The sequence below is a fragment of the uncultured Pseudoxanthomonas sp. genome, from assembly GCF_947498795.1.
Taxonomy (GTDB): Bacteria; Pseudomonadota; Gammaproteobacteria; order Xanthomonadales; family Xanthomonadaceae; genus Pseudoxanthomonas_A.
In genome coordinates this window covers 1-15,537 of record NZ_CANMLQ010000014.1, presented here as the reverse complement: position 1 = coordinate 15,537, position 15,537 = coordinate 1, and the positions used below count along the sequence as shown (strand labels likewise).

At 63.4% G+C, this 15,537-nt stretch carries 14 protein-coding genes and 2 pseudogenes; 5 read left to right on the top strand and 11 right to left on the bottom strand.

The features are described 5' to 3' along the window. The first annotated feature begins 44 nt into the window (after positions 1–44). Positions 45–776, top strand: a complete 732-nt coding sequence (locus Q0907_RS18395) for a hypothetical protein (protein ID WP_299347413.1) — start codon at positions 45–47, stop codon at positions 774–776. A gap of 182 nt (positions 777–958) precedes the next feature. Here Q0907_RS18395 and Q0907_RS18390 read toward each other — a convergent pair. The 9 genes and pseudogenes from Q0907_RS18390 to Q0907_RS18350 form a co-directional block, all read right to left on the bottom strand. Further along, positions 959–1,937: pseudogene (locus Q0907_RS18390) on the bottom strand (IS3 family transposase); the annotation flags it as partial. A gap of 278 nt (positions 1,938–2,215) precedes the next feature. Continuing rightward, positions 2,216–4,882: an excinuclease ABC subunit UvrA gene (locus Q0907_RS18385; protein ID WP_299347411.1), complete on the bottom strand. Its 2,667-nt coding sequence runs from the start codon at positions 4,880–4,882 to the stop codon at positions 2,216–2,218. Positions 4,883–4,938: 56 nt separating this feature from the next. Beyond that, positions 4,939–5,769 (bottom strand): S-formylglutathione hydrolase, encoded by an 831-nt coding sequence (gene fghA, locus Q0907_RS18380; RefSeq protein ID WP_299347410.1) that lies wholly within the window; start codon positions 5,767–5,769, stop codon positions 4,939–4,941. A gap of 50 nt (positions 5,770–5,819) precedes the next feature. Further along, positions 5,820–7,145 carry a DUF3422 family protein gene (locus tag Q0907_RS18375; RefSeq protein WP_343229830.1) on the bottom strand — a complete coding sequence of 442 codons (1,326 nt, stop codon included), beginning with the start codon at positions 7,143–7,145 and terminating at the stop codon, positions 5,820–5,822. Positions 7,146–7,179: 34 nt separating this feature from the next. After that, positions 7,180–7,550, bottom strand: a pseudogene (locus Q0907_RS18370) (VOC family protein); the annotation flags it as partial. A 68-nt stretch (positions 7,551–7,618) separates the two neighbouring features. Beyond that, positions 7,619–8,728, bottom strand: coding sequence for an S-(hydroxymethyl)glutathione dehydrogenase/class III alcohol dehydrogenase (locus tag Q0907_RS18365; protein WP_299347419.1), 1,110 nt, complete (start codon positions 8,726–8,728; stop codon positions 7,619–7,621). 14 nt (positions 8,729–8,742) lie between these two features. Next, positions 8,743–9,654, bottom strand: coding sequence for a carbon-nitrogen hydrolase family protein (locus Q0907_RS18360; protein WP_299347408.1), 912 nt, complete (start codon positions 9,652–9,654; stop codon positions 8,743–8,745). Continuing rightward, a complete protein-coding gene (locus tag Q0907_RS18355) occupies positions 9,651–10,259 on the bottom strand; it encodes a GNAT family acetyltransferase (protein ID WP_299347406.1) in 609 nt (202 codons plus the stop codon). Before Q0907_RS18355 ends, Q0907_RS18360 begins: the two co-directional genes overlap by 4 nt. A gap of 1 nt (position 10,260) precedes the next feature. Further along, positions 10,261–10,668: a ketosteroid isomerase-related protein gene (locus tag Q0907_RS18350; RefSeq protein ID WP_299347404.1), complete on the bottom strand. Its 408-nt coding sequence runs from the start codon at positions 10,666–10,668 to the stop codon at positions 10,261–10,263. A gap of 157 nt (positions 10,669–10,825) precedes the next feature. Here Q0907_RS18350 and Q0907_RS18345 point away from each other — a divergent pair, with 157 nt between their 5' ends. Further along, on the top strand, positions 10,826–11,731 hold the full coding sequence (locus Q0907_RS18345; RefSeq protein WP_299347402.1) for a LysR family transcriptional regulator: 906 nt from the start codon (positions 10,826–10,828) through the stop codon (positions 11,729–11,731). A 246-nt stretch (positions 11,732–11,977) separates the two neighbouring features. On the opposite strand, the gene Q0907_RS18340 is transcribed toward Q0907_RS18345, so the two are convergent. Next, positions 11,978–12,433: a cytochrome b/b6 domain-containing protein gene (locus Q0907_RS18340; RefSeq protein ID WP_299347400.1), complete on the bottom strand. Its 456-nt coding sequence runs from the start codon at positions 12,431–12,433 to the stop codon at positions 11,978–11,980. Continuing rightward, positions 12,430–12,960: a hypothetical protein gene (locus Q0907_RS18335; RefSeq protein WP_299347399.1), complete on the bottom strand. Its 531-nt coding sequence runs from the start codon at positions 12,958–12,960 to the stop codon at positions 12,430–12,432. Before Q0907_RS18335 ends, Q0907_RS18340 begins: the two co-directional genes overlap by 4 nt. 262 nt (positions 12,961–13,222) lie before the next feature. On the opposite strand from Q0907_RS18335, the gene Q0907_RS18330 reads away from it, so the two are divergent. From Q0907_RS18330 to Q0907_RS18320, 3 genes are read left to right on the top strand one after another with little or no spacing between them, the layout of a single operon-like run. Next, positions 13,223–13,783, top strand: a complete 561-nt coding sequence (locus Q0907_RS18330; protein ID WP_299347397.1) for a sigma-70 family RNA polymerase sigma factor — start codon at positions 13,223–13,225, stop codon at positions 13,781–13,783. Then, positions 13,767–14,825 (top strand): hypothetical protein, encoded by a 1,059-nt coding sequence (locus Q0907_RS18325; protein ID WP_299347395.1) that lies wholly within the window; start codon positions 13,767–13,769, stop codon positions 14,823–14,825. The genes Q0907_RS18330 and Q0907_RS18325 overlap by 17 nt, the downstream gene beginning before the upstream one ends. Beyond that, positions 14,822–15,403: an isoprenylcysteine carboxylmethyltransferase family protein gene (locus tag Q0907_RS18320; protein ID WP_299347393.1), complete on the top strand. Its 582-nt coding sequence runs from the start codon at positions 14,822–14,824 to the stop codon at positions 15,401–15,403. Before Q0907_RS18325 ends, Q0907_RS18320 begins: the two co-directional genes overlap by 4 nt. Positions 15,404–15,537 lie beyond the last annotated feature (134 nt).

The following is a 15,537-nucleotide window of genomic DNA, read 5'->3' as shown; positions in this document are numbered from 1 at the left end:
GTCTTCGGCCGGCGACCGCCGGCCCCGGTCATGAGGCCGAAGCAATGACCGATGTAAGTACTCCCTTGGACAAGCGGAACCTGGTCGCAACGCTTTCTGCGCGCTGCGATGAACTCCTTCCAGCTCAAGATGCGTCAATCGTCGAGGCCCCCGAGGTCCTTTTCGCGTTTACTGAACTAGTACTCGCGTTGAGAGCTTCGCTCCAAGACGACGTTCTAATCGGTGATGTGCGCATCGCAAAGGGCGCATATCTTGTAGATATCTACTCCTCCGAGAAGCTAGGGTCAATGCAGTCAAGCCTCGAGCCGTTGCTGGAGCAGCTTGGCACGGGCGTCGCTAGTCTTGAACTCAACGCTGAAAGGTCCCGACCTCTATCAGCGGCGGATTGCGGGGTAGCCAAGGGCATGCTGGCGATACTTGAAGCATCGAAGGATCTTGCAGCTGCAGGGGCTCTTGTTGAAGTTGACCACGCCAGCGGTGCGGCTCAAACGCTTCCAGCGCCCACTCCTAGAGCTATCTCAGCCCTCCCAGTACTCAAGGACCGCCAATCGAGGAAGGTGGATGGGGAGGTAACAGGCCTTGGTCGAGGCGATGCGCGGGGATGCGAGGTTCAGATCGATGGCGGACGCTACTTCATCGTTCGGAACCTAACGCTTGAGGATGCATGGTCATGGGTAAAGGCCAGAACGAAGCTGACGGGAAAAGCCGATTGGGACAATGGCCAGTGGCTGGTAGGCACATACCAGATGCATGAACAGCAAGCGCTGATCTACTGAGCGGCACTATGGGTCATGGAGCACAGAGGCTGATCGATGCACCAATCAGCTAGCCCGCCTCACAGCACTTCAATCCGCTTCTGGCCGCTAGCTGTCGGGGAGGAGATGTGTCCGCGACCCAAAGCGGACATCTAAGGATGTCCGCCTCTCTCGGTCAGGGTACGTGCAGCCGGTCAAGCGGGCTGAGCGTCTTGCAGGAACCAGTGAGTGTTGAGGCATTCGTCCCTGAAGCTGCCCTTGAACGATTCGATGAATGGGTTGTCGGTCGGCTTGCCGGGACGCGAGTAGTCCATGGTCACCCCGTGATCGTACGCCCAGCGATCCATCACGACCGAGATGAACTCGCTGCCGTTGTCGGTCTGGATCCGCTGCGGCAGATCACGCTGGTGGCGTAGCCGCTCCATTACCGCCACAACGTCATCGCCCTTGAGCTGCTGGTCGACCTCGATGGCGAGGCTCTCCTTGGTGAGGTTGTCCACGACCGTCAGGGCCCGGAACCGGCGTCCATCGAACAGGGCGTCCGCAACAAAGTCCATACTCCAGACCTGGTTGGGGCCGTCAGCACGGTACGCTCCAGGCGATGTGCCGCGGCCTTGCGTTGACGCGGACGCTTGCGCCGCAGGTTGAGCCCTGCCTGGCAGTACAGCCGATAGACGCGCTTGCGGTTGGCCTTCCAGCCCTCCCGGCGCAGCAGCACGAAGATCCGCCGGAACCCATAACGCACGCGCGTGGCGGCGATCTCCTCGATACGTCAGAGCAAGGGTTCATCGTGCTTCTCCTCGGGCTGGTAGTACCACGCCAAACGGCTCTGCCGGACCACATCGCAGGCCCGGCGTACGCCAATCCGATATCGGTCGATCAGGTGGCCCACGAGCGTCTTGCGCTGCGCGGGCCTCAGAGCTTTTTTGACAAGACGTCCTGCAGCATCACCTTGTCCAGACTCAGGTCGGCCACCAGCTGCTTGAGCTTGCGGTTCTCCTCCTCGAGCTGGCGCAGCCGGCGTAGCTCAGCCACGCCCAGTCCCCCGAACTTCTTGCGCCAGGCATAGAACGTGGCTTGGCTGATGCCCATCTTGCGGCAGATCTCTTCCACGGTCGTGCCGCTCTCGGCCTGCTTCAGGGCGAACGCGATCTGCTCTTCCGTGAACTTCGACTTTTTCATGGCGACGGGCCTCCTTGGGGCCTGAGTGTCGCCGAATCCTCTACTTCTGGCTGGTCCAAATTACTGGGAGGAGGTCACCTTCCTCCACGCCAGAGATCAGGCGCGCTATCGCCTCTGGCTGGTCTCCTGCCGGCGTGTAGTTGGAATGCAAAATGAACATGCCGGTAGACATTGGAGACTCTTCTGATTGAGCTGCTTGGATTGGAGTTGATGCTTCGGTCGGTACAACGTAGAACCTCACCCAAAGCAGACTGGCGTGCGAATCGAGAAGACGCTCGTCAGCGGTGGTCGTCCGGCGTGGCTCGCCCCAGCTCCTGTGCGAGGAAAGGGGCAGTTCGACTGGCCCGGGCTCGCGTCACCTGCTGCGGCGTGCCGGCCGCCACGATGCGGCCACCGGCCTCGCCCGCGCCCGGCCCCACATCGATCACCCAATCGGCCTGGGCCACGGCGCGCATGTCGTGTTCGATCATCACCACGGTGTTGCCAGCATCCACCAGACGCTGCAACTGCACCAGCAAGCGATCGGCATCCGCTGCGTGCAGCCCGGTGGTCGGTTCGTCGAGCACGTACAGGCTGCGGCCGCGCTGGCTGCGCTGCAACTCGGTCGCCAGCTTGATGCGCTGCGCTTCGCCACCGGACAGTTCGGTGGCCGGCTGACCGAGGCGCAGGTAGCCCAGGCCGATCTCGCGCAGCAGTTGCAGCGGTCGCGCCACCGCATCTTCATCGGCGAAGAAGTCGCGGGCTTCGTCCACCGTCATCTGCAGGACCTCGGCGATGTTGCGCCCGTTCCAGCGCACCTTCAGCGTGGCCTCGTTGTAGCGCGCGCCATGACAGGCCGGGCACGGCGCGTACACGCTGGGCATGAACAATAGCTCCACGCTGACGAAGCCCTCGCCCTCGCAGGTGTCGCAGCGCCCCTTGGCCACGTTGAACGAGAACCGCCCTGCGTCGTAGCGGCGACGGCGCGCATCGGGCGTGGCGGCAAACAGCTTGCGCACGTGGTCGAACAGGCCGGTATAGGTGGCGAGGTTGGAGCGCGGCGTGCGCCCGATCGGCTTCTGGTCGACCTGCACCAGACGCTGCACGGCGTCCACATCGCCGGCCAGATGGCCGCCGGTGGTTTCGATCACCGCGAGCCCTTCGCCGCTGTCACTGTCGGCTGCATCGTCCTCGGGCTCGTGGCCCAGATGCAGCAGCACGAGTTCCGGCAAAGCCTGTGCGATGAGGCTGGATTTGCCCGAGCCGGAGATGCCGGTCACAGCCGTCAGTGCGCCCAGCGGAATGCGTGCGTCCACGCCGTGCAGGTTGTGCCGGTGGATGCCTTGCAACTCCAGCCATCCGGCTGGTTTTCGTCCACGACTGTTGGGCGCGGGAATCTCGTCGAACAGATAGCGCGCGGTGCGCGATTCGGCGATTTCGCGCAGCCCGTTGGGCTCGCCGCTGTAGAGCACTCGGCCGCCGCGCTCACCGGCTTCCGGCCCCACGTCCACCAGCCATTGCGCACGCCGCATCAGGTCGAGATCGTGCTCGACCGCGAACACCGAATTGCCCGCGTCGCGCAGCCGGTCGAGCGCGTCGTACAGGGCCCGGCTGTCCGAAGGATGCAGGCCCGCCGAGGGTTCATCGAGCACGTACACCACGCCGAACAGCAGCGAACTCAGTTGCGTGGCCAGCCGTAGGCGCTGCAACTCGCCGGCCGACAGCGTCGGCGTGGCTCGGTCCAGCGTCAGGTAGCCCAAGCCCAGCCCGCGCAGCTGGCGCAGGCGGGCCATCACGCCACCGACCAGGCGCTGCGCGGCGAGTCGTTTCTCTTCCGACAGCGCGGAGGTACGGCGTACGTCGGGGGCTGCTGCATGGACCGCGCGGCCGGATGCTGCGCGCTCCGCACGGTCTCGCCGGGTCGCCTGCTTGTCCGTGCCTTTCCCCGCGGCATGGGCGCGGAAATCGCCCTTTGCGATGGGTTCGAGCAGGGTTGCCAGCTGGTCCAGCGGCATCTGCATGAACTCGCCGATATCCACCCCGGCGAAGGTGACCGACAGCGCTTCGGGTTTGAGCCGCTTGCCGTGGCAGGTGGCGCACGGCTTGCCTTCCATGAACCGGGACACGCGCTTTCTCATCAGCGCGCTTTGGGTGTTGGCGAAGGTGTGCAGCACGTAGCGCCGGGCGCCGGTGAAGGTGCCCATGTAGCTCGGTTCCATCTTGCGCCGGAGGGCAGTACGGGTTTCGGCGGGCGTGAAGCCTGCATAGACCGGCACCGTCGGGGTTTCCTCCGTGAACAGGATCCAGTCGCGCTCCTTCTTGGGCAGATCCTTCCAGGGACGATCGACGTCGTAACCCAGGCTGACCAGGATGTCGCGCAGGTTCTGCCCCTGCCAGGCAGGCGGCCACGAGGCGATCGCACGTTCGCGAATGCTCAGGGACGGATCGGGGACCATGGTGGCCTCGGTCACCTCGAACACATGGCCCAGGCCGTGGCAAGTCGGGCATGCGCCCTGCGGCGTGTTCGGCGAAAAATCCTCGGCGTACAGCATCGGCTGGTTGGCGGGGTAGGCGCCTGCGCGCGAATACATCATCCGCACCAGGCTGGACAGCGTAGTGACACTGCCGACCGAGGAACGCGCATTGCTGGAACCGCGTTGCTGTTGCAGCGCCACTGCCGGTGGCAGACCGTCGATGGCATCCACGTCCGGCACCCCGGCCTGGTCGATCAAGCGGCGCGCATACGGCGCCACCGATTCGAAATAGCGGCGCTGCGCTTCCGCATAAATCGTCCCAAAGGCGAGCGAGGACTTGCCGGAGCCGGACACGCCGGAGAACACCACCAGTGCGTTGCGCGGAATGGATACGTCCACGTCCTTGAGGTTGTGCTCGCGCGCGCCGCGCACTTCCACCATGCCGCTGGCGGCGGCGGTACAGGAGGATTCACCGAAAGCGGGAGTTGGCATGGTCTTGTCCTGCGGTTCGTGGAGTGGTGATGGCACAAATTCCGGATGCGGATCGTTCAGCCCTTCAGCGCCGATGCATGGTGCGCAATGTGTTCGCCCATGAATCTGGCAATGAAGTAGTAGCTGCGGTCGTATCCCGCCCTGAGATTGAGCGTCAGCGGGTGATTCGCCTCGTCGCACGCATTGCGCAGTAGCTCGGGTCGAAGCTGGGTCTCGAGGAACTCGTCGTTCAATCCTTGATCCACCAGCAATGGCACGCGTTCTTTCGCCGCGCGAATCAGATCTACGGTGTCGTAGTGCTTCCAGGTTTCTCGGTCTGTACCCAAGTAGGCCTCGAAGGCCTTTTGGCCCCAGGGACCCTGCGTGGGGGCAAAGATGGGCGAGAAGGCCGATACGCTCCGATAACGATCTGGGTTGCGCAGGGCAACGACCAAGGCGCCATGGCCACCCATGGAATGCCCGCTGATGCCACGGTCCCCGTTCGCAGGAAAATGGGTCTCGACCATATCTGGCAGCTCCTGCACGACATAGTCGTACATTCGATAGTGCGCAGCCCATGGGGTTTGCGTTGCGTTGACATAGAAACCCGCCCCTTGCCCGAGGTCATAGGCAGGATCGTCCGCGACGCCCTCGCCGCGGGGGCTGGTGTCCGGTGCGACGACGATGATTCCATGCTCGGATGCATAGCGCTGCACAGCAGCCTTGGTGATGAAATTCTGCTCGGTGCAGGTCAGCCCGGAGAGCCAGTAAAGCACCGGCACTTTGCGTTGCTGAGCCTGTGGGGGCAGATAGATGCCGAACTTCATCGTGCAGCCGAGCACTGCAGATTCGTGCTGATAGACGTCCTGCCAGCCATCAAAGCAAGCGTGATGTTCGACGCGTTCCAAAGTTGCTCTCCGGTGTTTCAGTGAATGGCGCTACTGCCGACGGCAGCCGGTCAGGAAGATCTTTCTTCCACTGTCGTGTCGCCGTGGGCGCGTCTGATCCTGCGCACGATCCACCAGATCGCCAGCATCACAACCGGCACCAGGACCGCCATCACAGGCGCGACGACGTCGTGGACGATGGGAATGCCCTTCAACAGATAGCCGAGGAGGCTCACGACGTAGTAAGAGATCGCCGCGACCGACAATCCTTCGACTGTTTGCTGCAGGCGCAGTTGCAGCTTGGCCCGGTTGTTCATGGATGCAAGCAAGTCCCGGTTCTGGCGCTCGAGCTCAACGTCGATCCACGAGCTCAGCAGCGAGGTGGCTCGGGTCAGGTTGTCGGATAACTTGGCCTGACGTTCCTTGACCGATTGGCATGTCCGCATTGCGGGCGCGATTCGGCGGAGGAGAAAATCCTGCCAAGTGCAGTGCCCGGATACGGCTTCCTCCGATAGCGTCGCCAGGCGTTCCTCGACGATCTCGAAGTAGGCGCGGCTGGCGCCGAAGCGGTGGAGGTTTGCCGCAACTCCGGCTTCCAACTCGGCAGCTAGGTTCGTCAGCTCGGTCAGCAGGACGTCGCTGTCGCATCGATCTTCCAACCTCGTGCACATCTCGTCCGTGATCGCCGCGAGCCGTGTTTCCATGCGCCGCAGATCCGCCGTCATCGACTGTGTCAACGGCAGGGCCAGTAGCGCCAGGGTTCGATAGGTTTCGATCTCCAGCAGGCGTTGGGCGAGCGCGCCCGCCCGCGCCTGGGTCAAGCCACGATCCAGGATGAGGATATGTGTCAGGCCATCTTCGTCCTGTCGAAAGTCGGTCAGGATGGCAGCCAAATCCTTCTCCACCAGCGAGTAGCACAGGCTTACGGGATCGAAGCGATCGGCCTCTTTCTCCGCTTCTGGCGTCCAAGGAAGCACTCTGAGGCGTATGCCGGAGACGACCGGCCCGGGCGGGGTGAAGCCATGCTTGAACGGATCTTCTCCTTCCGGCTCCGCCGTCTCCGGATTGAGCGAAGCGCTCCAGACGTACGTCGAGAACTCGGTGTGCTTTTCGCAATGCAGGTCACCTACGTTCCATGTCAGACCATGCAGTGGCGTCGCCAGGTCAGTCGACGCCCCGCCAAGGCGATCGGACAATTCGGTCATCGCAGCCCGATCCTTTTTCGGGTCGCCTTCGGTCATGAAGGCGAACTGCAGCAGGCCTCGCGGGGCTTGAATCAGCAGATGCGGGCGCGCATGCACTTCGCCTACGGCTGCATCCCGATCGACGTGAGCCGGCATGCCATACACGGTTTTGGCGAATTGGCTTGTCGTATTGGCTTTTGCCGGCTCTTTCATGACGTCCTCGCTTTTTCTTGCTCTCAGATAAGGCATACGAGCAGATCTTGTTGCCGGCCGGATCACGCAGGTAGGCCGCATAGGCGCCCGGCAGATGACCACGCGCGCCCGGCTGCCCCTCATCTGTGCCGCCGGCGGCAAGGCCTGCGGCATGGAAGGCATCCACTTCGGCCGGAGTGGTGGCAGCGAAGCCTACCGTCACTCCATTGCTGGTGGGGTTTCGCCATTGCGGGGGCGGGCGATGATGAAAGCCGGCTTGTCACGACCGTAGAGCACCCAGCCGTTGCCGAAAGGGCCAAGGTTCTTGATGCCGAGGGCACCCAAGGCGGCATCGTAAAACGCGCTCGATTGCCGGATGTCGGCGGCACCGAGAAAGACATGCGAGAAGATGGCATCGCCGGAAATGACTGGAGCGGACCTAGAAAGTTTTCCTTAATGTTGAATGTTGAATGGATGGGGCGTGGATTGATGGATCAGTAGTGGATCACCGTGCGGATCGACTTGCCTTCGTGCATCAGGTCGAAAGCTTCGTTGATGTCGTCAAGTTCCATGGTGTGGGTGACGAACGGAGCGAGATCGATCTCACCCTTCATGGCGTCTTCGACCATGCCGGGCAGTTGCGTACGACCCTTCACCCCGCCGAATGCCGAACCCTTCCAGACGCGTCCAGTGACCAACTGGAACGGACGGGTCGAAATTTCCTTGCCGGCACCGGCGACGCCAATGACGATCGACTGGCCCCAACCCCGATGGGCGGCTTCCAGCGCCGAACGCATGACGTTGACGTTGCCTATGCATTCGAACGTATGGTCGACGCCCCAGCCGGTCATCTCGATGAGGACTTCATGGATCGGCTTCTCGAAGTCCTTGGGGTTGATGCATTCGGTCGCGCCGAAATTTCGGGCCAACTCGAACTTGGCCGGATTGGTGTCGATGGCGATGATGCGACCCGCCTTGGCTTGACGTGCGCCCTGGATCGCAGCCAGACCGATGCCCCCCAGGCCGAAGACGGCCACCGAATCGCCGGGCTGTACCTTGGCCGTGTTGTGGACGGCGCCGACACCCGTGGTCACACCGCAGCCCAGCAGGCAGACGTGCTCCGGATTGGCGTCCGGATTGATCTTGGCCAGCGAGACTTCGGCGACGACCGTGAATTCGCTGAAGGTGGAGCAGCCCATGTAGTGGAACAGCGGCTGGCCGTTGTACGAAAACCGCGTCGTTCCATCGGGCATCAATCCCTTGCCCTGGGTTGCGCGCACGGCCACGCACAGATTGGTCTTGCCGGATTTGCAGAACAGGCATTCACCGCATTCGGCGGTGTAGAGCGGGATGACATGATCGCCAGGCTTCACGCTGGTCACGCCTTCGCCCACCTCCACGACAATGCCTGCGCCTTCATGCCCCAGCACAACGGGGAAGAGGCCCTCGGGATCGTCACCCGACAGGGTGAAGGCGTCGGTGTGGCAAACGCCGGTATGCGTGATCTGGACGAGAACCTCGCCCTTGCGAGGCGGTTCGACGTCGATCTCGAGGATTTCCAGTGGCTTCCCAGGCCCGAAGGCAACAGCGGCGCGGGATTTCATGGTGTTGTTTCCTTTTATCGGGTAGTGGTGGTGAGTGAGGGGGCCTGCGAATTCGAGTGCCGAGCTCTTTGGAATACCGGCCTTTTCTGATTGTCCCAATCGCGATCAACAGCGACTTGATCGTGTGCCCGGTTTCGTTCCAGGGCATCGATGTCGAGTTCGGCGATCGCCCATGTCTGCGCGCCATGGGTCCTCGCGAGGATGCCGTCGTCGGGAAAGCCGTGGTCCATCGGCGCGTAGATCGTGGCCTCGCCGGTATTCGTATCCAGAGCCGGACTCCAGTCGGCGGTCCCGGTGGTTACCGCCTGCGCGACGAACATCCGGTTTTCCAGTGCGCGCGCCATACACCCGACACGCACCCGGGTTGCACCGGCTCGGGTATCCGTGCAACTAGGCACCAGCAGCAGTCGCGCGCCAGCCTCGCGCTGAGCGCGAACAGGCAAAGGGAATTCACTGTCGTAACACACGGCAATGCCGGTGCTGATGCCATCAAGTTCGAACACCTTGAGGTCGTCACCGCCCTCGATGACGCCGGCCTTCTTCTCGAATCCCGTCAGCTGCAACTTGTCCTGATAGTCGCGCGTGCCGTCGGGCGCGAACCACCAAGCCCGGTTGCGATAACGCTCCGGAGCCACCTTGGTCAGGAACGTCCCGGCCTGGATGGTCATGCCAAGTTCGAGCGACAGGCCCGAGTACAGTGAAAGCCACGCCGATTCCATAGTCTGCAGTGCAGAAAACGAAGCATTCAGATCACTGCGAATGTCAGGTGCGAACGTTGCCGCCAGCTCAAGGGACAGGTACTCGGGCAACACGGCCAGCTCCGCACCGGCACGATGCGCTTCGTCCAGAATCAACCGCTGCCGCGCCGCGAACGTTTCGAAACTGATGGGCTGCCCCACCTCGTATTTCGCAACAGCCACTTTCATCGGGAGTTCTCCAAAGGGCGCAGCCACATCGTCAATGTCTGCTCGGTTTCGCGCGTCTCGCCCACCTGTTTCCACGGCAGCCGCCCCTTCATGTCCGGCTGTCGTACGTAGCCGCGACGGGCCCAGAAGGAATCATTGCTGCGGTAATCGACCGGGCGTCGAGGATCGTCATCTGCGCGATCCACGGATGCGAACGCCGTCCACCGGATATCGCCCAGTGAACGGGCGTGTGCTTCGCGTTCGTCGAAGAAACGATGACCCAGGCCAAGGCCACGGAAGGTCGGAAGCAGCACGGACTCGCCGCAATAGAACGCGCCTTCTACCGGGATTCCCCGCTCGGCAAACGGCGCCTGGATAGCGGACTCCGCATCGCCCAGCGGCAAGCCCGTGGATGCACCGACGACCTGGCCGTCGGCATGCACGAGCACCAGCAGACTGTCCGCCGAGCGGGTATACATGGACAGGTAATGTTTCTCGTACGCAGCGTCACCTTCGTACAGATAGGGGAAGTTGCGAAAGACTTCCGCGCGCAGGCGTGCTATGGCGTCGATCCATTCGGTCATCTCCGCTCCGCGGAAGGTCAGCACGCGCACGTCGGCCTTCATCTCAGTCTTCCCCGCCCACCTGCGCGATCCAGTCGTCCAGGTTGTAGTAGTTCGTGACGCGCGCGATCTTGCCGTCGCGGATGTCGAAGAACGCACCGCCCGGCAGCACGTAACGCTGGCCTTGAGCTTCCGGCAGCCCCTCGTCCGTGACCTTGTACTCGCCATGCACGACGTACTCAGCGCCTGCACGCAGGCCGTCGGCGCTGACCATCACCACGATGTCGCGCAACTGCTCGCCATAACAGCGATCCATGCGCTGCAGGAACGTACGGAATGTATCGCGTCCGGTTTCGCGCGCACCCTGGTTGAGGTCGTGCGCAACGTCATCGGTCAGCATCGACAGCATGGCCTCACGGTCGCCGTGGTTGAAAGCGTCGTAGTAGGCGGTGATCAGATTCGTCGTGTTCATGCGGGTTCCGTGTTCGGGTGGACGGCAGCCGGGCATCCCGGAATGGCGCCAAGTTTGGGAACCCACTTTCGATATGTATATGGAATTATTTAGCTTTCATAATTCCTATTTATGGAATAATGTTTGAGCGTCAGAAAATGGCCGCGAGGTGCGCGCTGTGAACAAGGAAATCGAATTACTGCGGATCTTCCGCGTGACTGCCGAGTGCAACAGTTTTCGTGATGCGGCTGTACGGCTGGGGACATCGCCCCAGGGCGTCACACGCGCTATCAAGCGCCTGGAGGAGCATTACGGCGAGGTGTTGTTCCATCGAACCACACGGCAGGTGCGCATCACAGCTTTTGGCGAAGGCTTGCTGGAACAGGTGCGTCCTGCTCTGGAGCGCTTCGAAGACCTGTGGCGGATACCTGGGGCGGATCAGCAGACTTCCCTGTCAGGTACGGTTCGGATCACCGCGCCGCACAGCCTCGGTGTCAGGGCAGTTTTGCCCGCATTGGAGCGCATCGCCGCACGACATCCTGGCATCACGCTGGACGTGCGCCTATCTGATCGCGTCAGCAACCCCGTTGACGAAGGAATCGACGTCGGGATCAGGGTCGGATTCATGCGCGATAGCCGCTTCGTTGCGCGAAAGGCGGCCGACATGCGGCTCCCGATCGTTGCGACTCCGCGCCTGATCAAGAAAGTGGGCGTACCTGAAGGGATCGAAGCGCTAGCCGGGTTGCCGGTTACAGCTGCCGTGGATATCAATACCGGCCGCCCTTGGCCTTGGCACTTCAAGGCGGGACACCAGTGGACGCCCACTTCGCCGGCCTTCATCGCAGATAACGCCGATATGGAAATGGGGGCAGCGTTGGCCGGGATTGCCTTCGCTCAACTGGCCGACTATATGGCGGCTCCTTACATCGCCAGCGGAAAGCTCGTGCAAGTACTGGAGCAGGAGGAACCTCCTGCATGGGGGTTATACGTCTACCGGCCTCAGCGCGGGCCCGTATCAGGCAGGGTTCGGGTGGTGTTTGATGAGTTGCGCGCCGCTGTTGGATCGCTACCTGTTTTGCGCTAACACACAATCAAAGCGCCCAAGGAATGAGTTGGTGCGGAGACAACAGACAGAATGTCAGCTTCGGGCCGGGAGCGGACATCCACCACGGTGTTAGTGTGTCGAGGATTTGCGAACTTTCTCGCTTGGATTCTCATGGTCCGCGTTCTTCCGGCCGAAGCCGCTTGAACCCCATGCGATGGGTGATGAACCCATCCCGTCGCGCCCGCTGGCGGAGTACGGCAGCGAGTATGTGGAGGCCTACGAGCCCTAGCAGGATCCAGGCGCCATAGACGTGCACGTACCAGGCGACGGCGCGGCCGGTTTCATCCTCCGGCGGCACGAACAGTGCCGGCACCTCGAATCCTCCGGGCAACTGCGGTCCGCGCCCATCCATACCCAGATCACGTGACCACTGACCGGTACCGCCAGCACCAGCAGGTAAAGCACGCCGTGGACCGCCGACCGGGCGCGACGGAGACCGGGCGACTCTCCCGGGTCGGCCGCTGGCGTCGGCATCACGAGGCGCAGGCACAGGCGCAGTACCGTCAGTCCCAGGATCATGACGCCGAGCCGGAAATGGAGTGGCAGCAGCGCCTCGGACACCCGCGCGGCGCCATACTCCGCTGCGAAGCCGAGCACGAACTGCAGGGCCAGCATCAGGGCGAGCAGCCAATGCAGCACGCGCAGGATGCAGGGATAGCGGTCCAAGGACTGCGGTTTCATGGAGCACAACCGGGATAGCCGGGAATGTTCCGGCCTAGCATGATGTCGCGCCGTGCCTGCCATCCGTCCGCGGTCAGCACCGGCGTCACGATCCCGCTACCGCCGCGCCCTTTGTTCGCCTTGCGCTCGGCCGCGGCGGTCAGGTGCGGGTCGTCGCGGAACAGCACGTCGTCGATGTAGTACAGCGCGCAGCCTGGCTCGATGACGTACAGATGGATGTGCTGCGGCATCGTGCTGCCCGGATAGCTGCCGGGACGGATGGTCAGGAAGGTGTACCTCCCCTCCGCATCGCTCGCGGCCCAGGCGCGCAGTCGTCCATGCAGGCGAATGCCGTCATCGCCTTTGCCGCCTTCGCCCGGGTAGACGCCTTGGCGGTCAGTCTGGTGCGCGTATACGACCACGCCGCGGCGCGGCCTGCCTTGCGCGTCGGTCACGCGTCCGGTCAGGCGCAGGCGCTCGCCGGGTTCGTCATCGGGCGCCAGGCGGACGAGGGCGGGAGGATCGGCGGGCAGCCCGATCAGGGGCACGTCACAGTCCTCGCAGGGCAACCCGACGACGGGCGTGGCGGCGGCGCCCGGCGCTGAACACGCGGCGAGTAGCGACGCGAGGAGCACGCGCGCAACACGGGCAGCGAAGGGGCGGAACGAGGGCGTGGGGTGGGGCATGAGCGGTCTCCGGAGTCCACAAGGGAAGAGCCGGCGTCGCCACGCTGCGTTAACCGCGTCCGGCGTGTTAACACTTCCGCTCGGACCGCCCTCTACATCCAGGCCACCCCGGACCCCATGGGCCATGAAGGCCACCCTCGATCCCGCTGACATCGCCAGGCAGGTGCAGGACGCGCGACGTGGATCGCAGTCGGCGTTCGCGTGGCTCTACCGCAGCTTCGCGCCGCTGGTGCATGCGATCCACCTGGGCGTGGCGTCGCGCGCGCGGGCGGAAGAACTGACGCAGGAAACCTTCGTCGTCGCGTTCGAGCGATTGGCGCAATTGCGCGAGCCTGCGTCCTTCGGCCCGTGGATCGCGATGATCGCCCGCAGGAACCGTCCGGTTTCCATGGTCGAGGAACGGGATCTCGCGGAGGTCGACGATCCCGCGTGGCGTGGCGCGGGTCCCGATGCGGCCGCCCAGGCCAGCGAAGCGCTGCGTGCGATCCGGCGCTTGCCCGAAGCCTACCGCGAGACCCTGATGCTGCGGCTGGTCGAAGGCCTGAGCGGTCCGGAGATCGCAAACCTGACCGGACTGACGCCGGAGTCGGTCCGGGTGAACCTTCATCGCGGCATGGCCCGGCTGCGCGATGCGCTGGGCATCATCACGCAGCACGAGGAGAAGGGTGATGATCGAACGACCTGATCCGCTGTGGGATCCGCAGCAACCCGGCGACGAGACGCTGGCGCATCTCGCGTCATTGCTGGGCCGGTACCGGCATGTTCCGCCACCCGAGCGGGTGTGGTCGGCAGGGCCGCCGGCCGTTCGGCGCCGGCGCGCGCGCCGCGGCGTGCTCGCCGCCGCCATCGCGCTTGCGGCATGCGTGGCGTGCATCGCCGCCTGGGTGCCCTGGCGCTTGCACTGGGAAGAACGCCGGCAGTGGACGGTCGATGCGGACACAGGACACGCACCGGCCGCGCTGGCCGTCGGCACGACGCTGACGACCCGCGCCGGAGAATCGGCCACGGTCCAGGTGGCGCGCATCGGCCGCATGGAGGTCCTGCCGGGAACGCGGATCCGGTTGCTGGATACGCGCGGTGGCCATCATCGCCTGGAACTGCTGGAGGGCCACGTACGCGCGCGCATCTGGGCGCCTCCCGGGTACTTCGGCATCGCGGCGGGCGCCAGCGAAACCGTCGACCTGGGCTGCGAATTCGAGATGAGCCGCGACCTGCGGGGCGAGGGGACGATCTACGTCACCAACGGCTGGATCATGCATCGCGTCAACGGACAAGAGACGCTGGTGCCGGCGGGATCGGGCCTCGACTTCGATGCGACGCGCAGTGGCATTCCCCTCGCGACCACGTCGAGCGCCGCTTTCCGCGCGGCCGTCCGCCACCTCGATCTGGCGATGGCGGAAGGAGGGCGCCCGCCCGGCGGCGAAGAGGCCGTCGTCCGCGAGGCGACGCCAGCGGACAGCTTCGCACTGCTCAGTTTGCTGACACGTTATCCAGCACTGGCCAACGGGCCGGTCTATTCGAGGCTGGCTGCGCTGCTCGGCGTGCCGACGGATGCCAAGCACCAAGAGGCGTGGTCACATGGCAGCATGCATGCGATGAATCTGTGGTGGGAGCGCATTCCGCGCCCCCCCAAGGCATGGTGGCTCAACTGGCGGGACGCGATTCCCTGGATGGAGTCAGCGAATCAGAAAGACGCCGTATCGGTCACTAAACGGGAGACTCCATGACTGAATACCTCATATCCATCGCGTTCAAGATCGTCTGGGGGTCTGTCGGACTTTTCTGGCTGTGGAGCGGGCGCAACGTGAAGCGCTCCAGCCGCACTGAACCCGTGTTGCTTCAGCTTTTCGTCTACTGGTCGCCCTTGGTTGTCGCCTTTGTCCTGCTCGGCCCAGGCGATTGGTTCGAGGGTAGCTTCCTCAGAGAACGTTTCGTTCCCAAAGCGGTATGGGTCAAAGGGCTCGGTCTGGCGCTCGCCGTTTCAGGTGCAGGCCTGGCTTGCTGGTCGCGGCATCTTCTTGGACGCAACTGGAGCAGTGTCGTCCAGCTCAAGCACGATCATGAGCTTATCGACGTCGGGCCCTATCGGTACGTTCGCCATCCCATCTACACGGGCCTGTTGCTCGCTTTCCTTGGCACGGCGCTGAAGGTGGGAGACTGGCGAGGTCTTTTTGCCGTCGCGATCGTGCTGGCCTCCTTCTGGCGCAAGCTCGGTGTGGAGGAGCGTTGGCTCAGCGAGAAGTTCGGTCACGTCTATACGACATACAAGCTACGCACCAAGGCGCTAATTCCCGGCGTTGTCTAGATTGCTAATGCGTGATCTGAGCGGCCCTACCTCATTCCATTCAGTGTCCGCTTCCGACCTTGGATTCAACCAATCGACGCAACAGTTTGTCGATATCGCTCTGCTGGTGTTTCGTAGTCCAGCGTCTTGCGTGG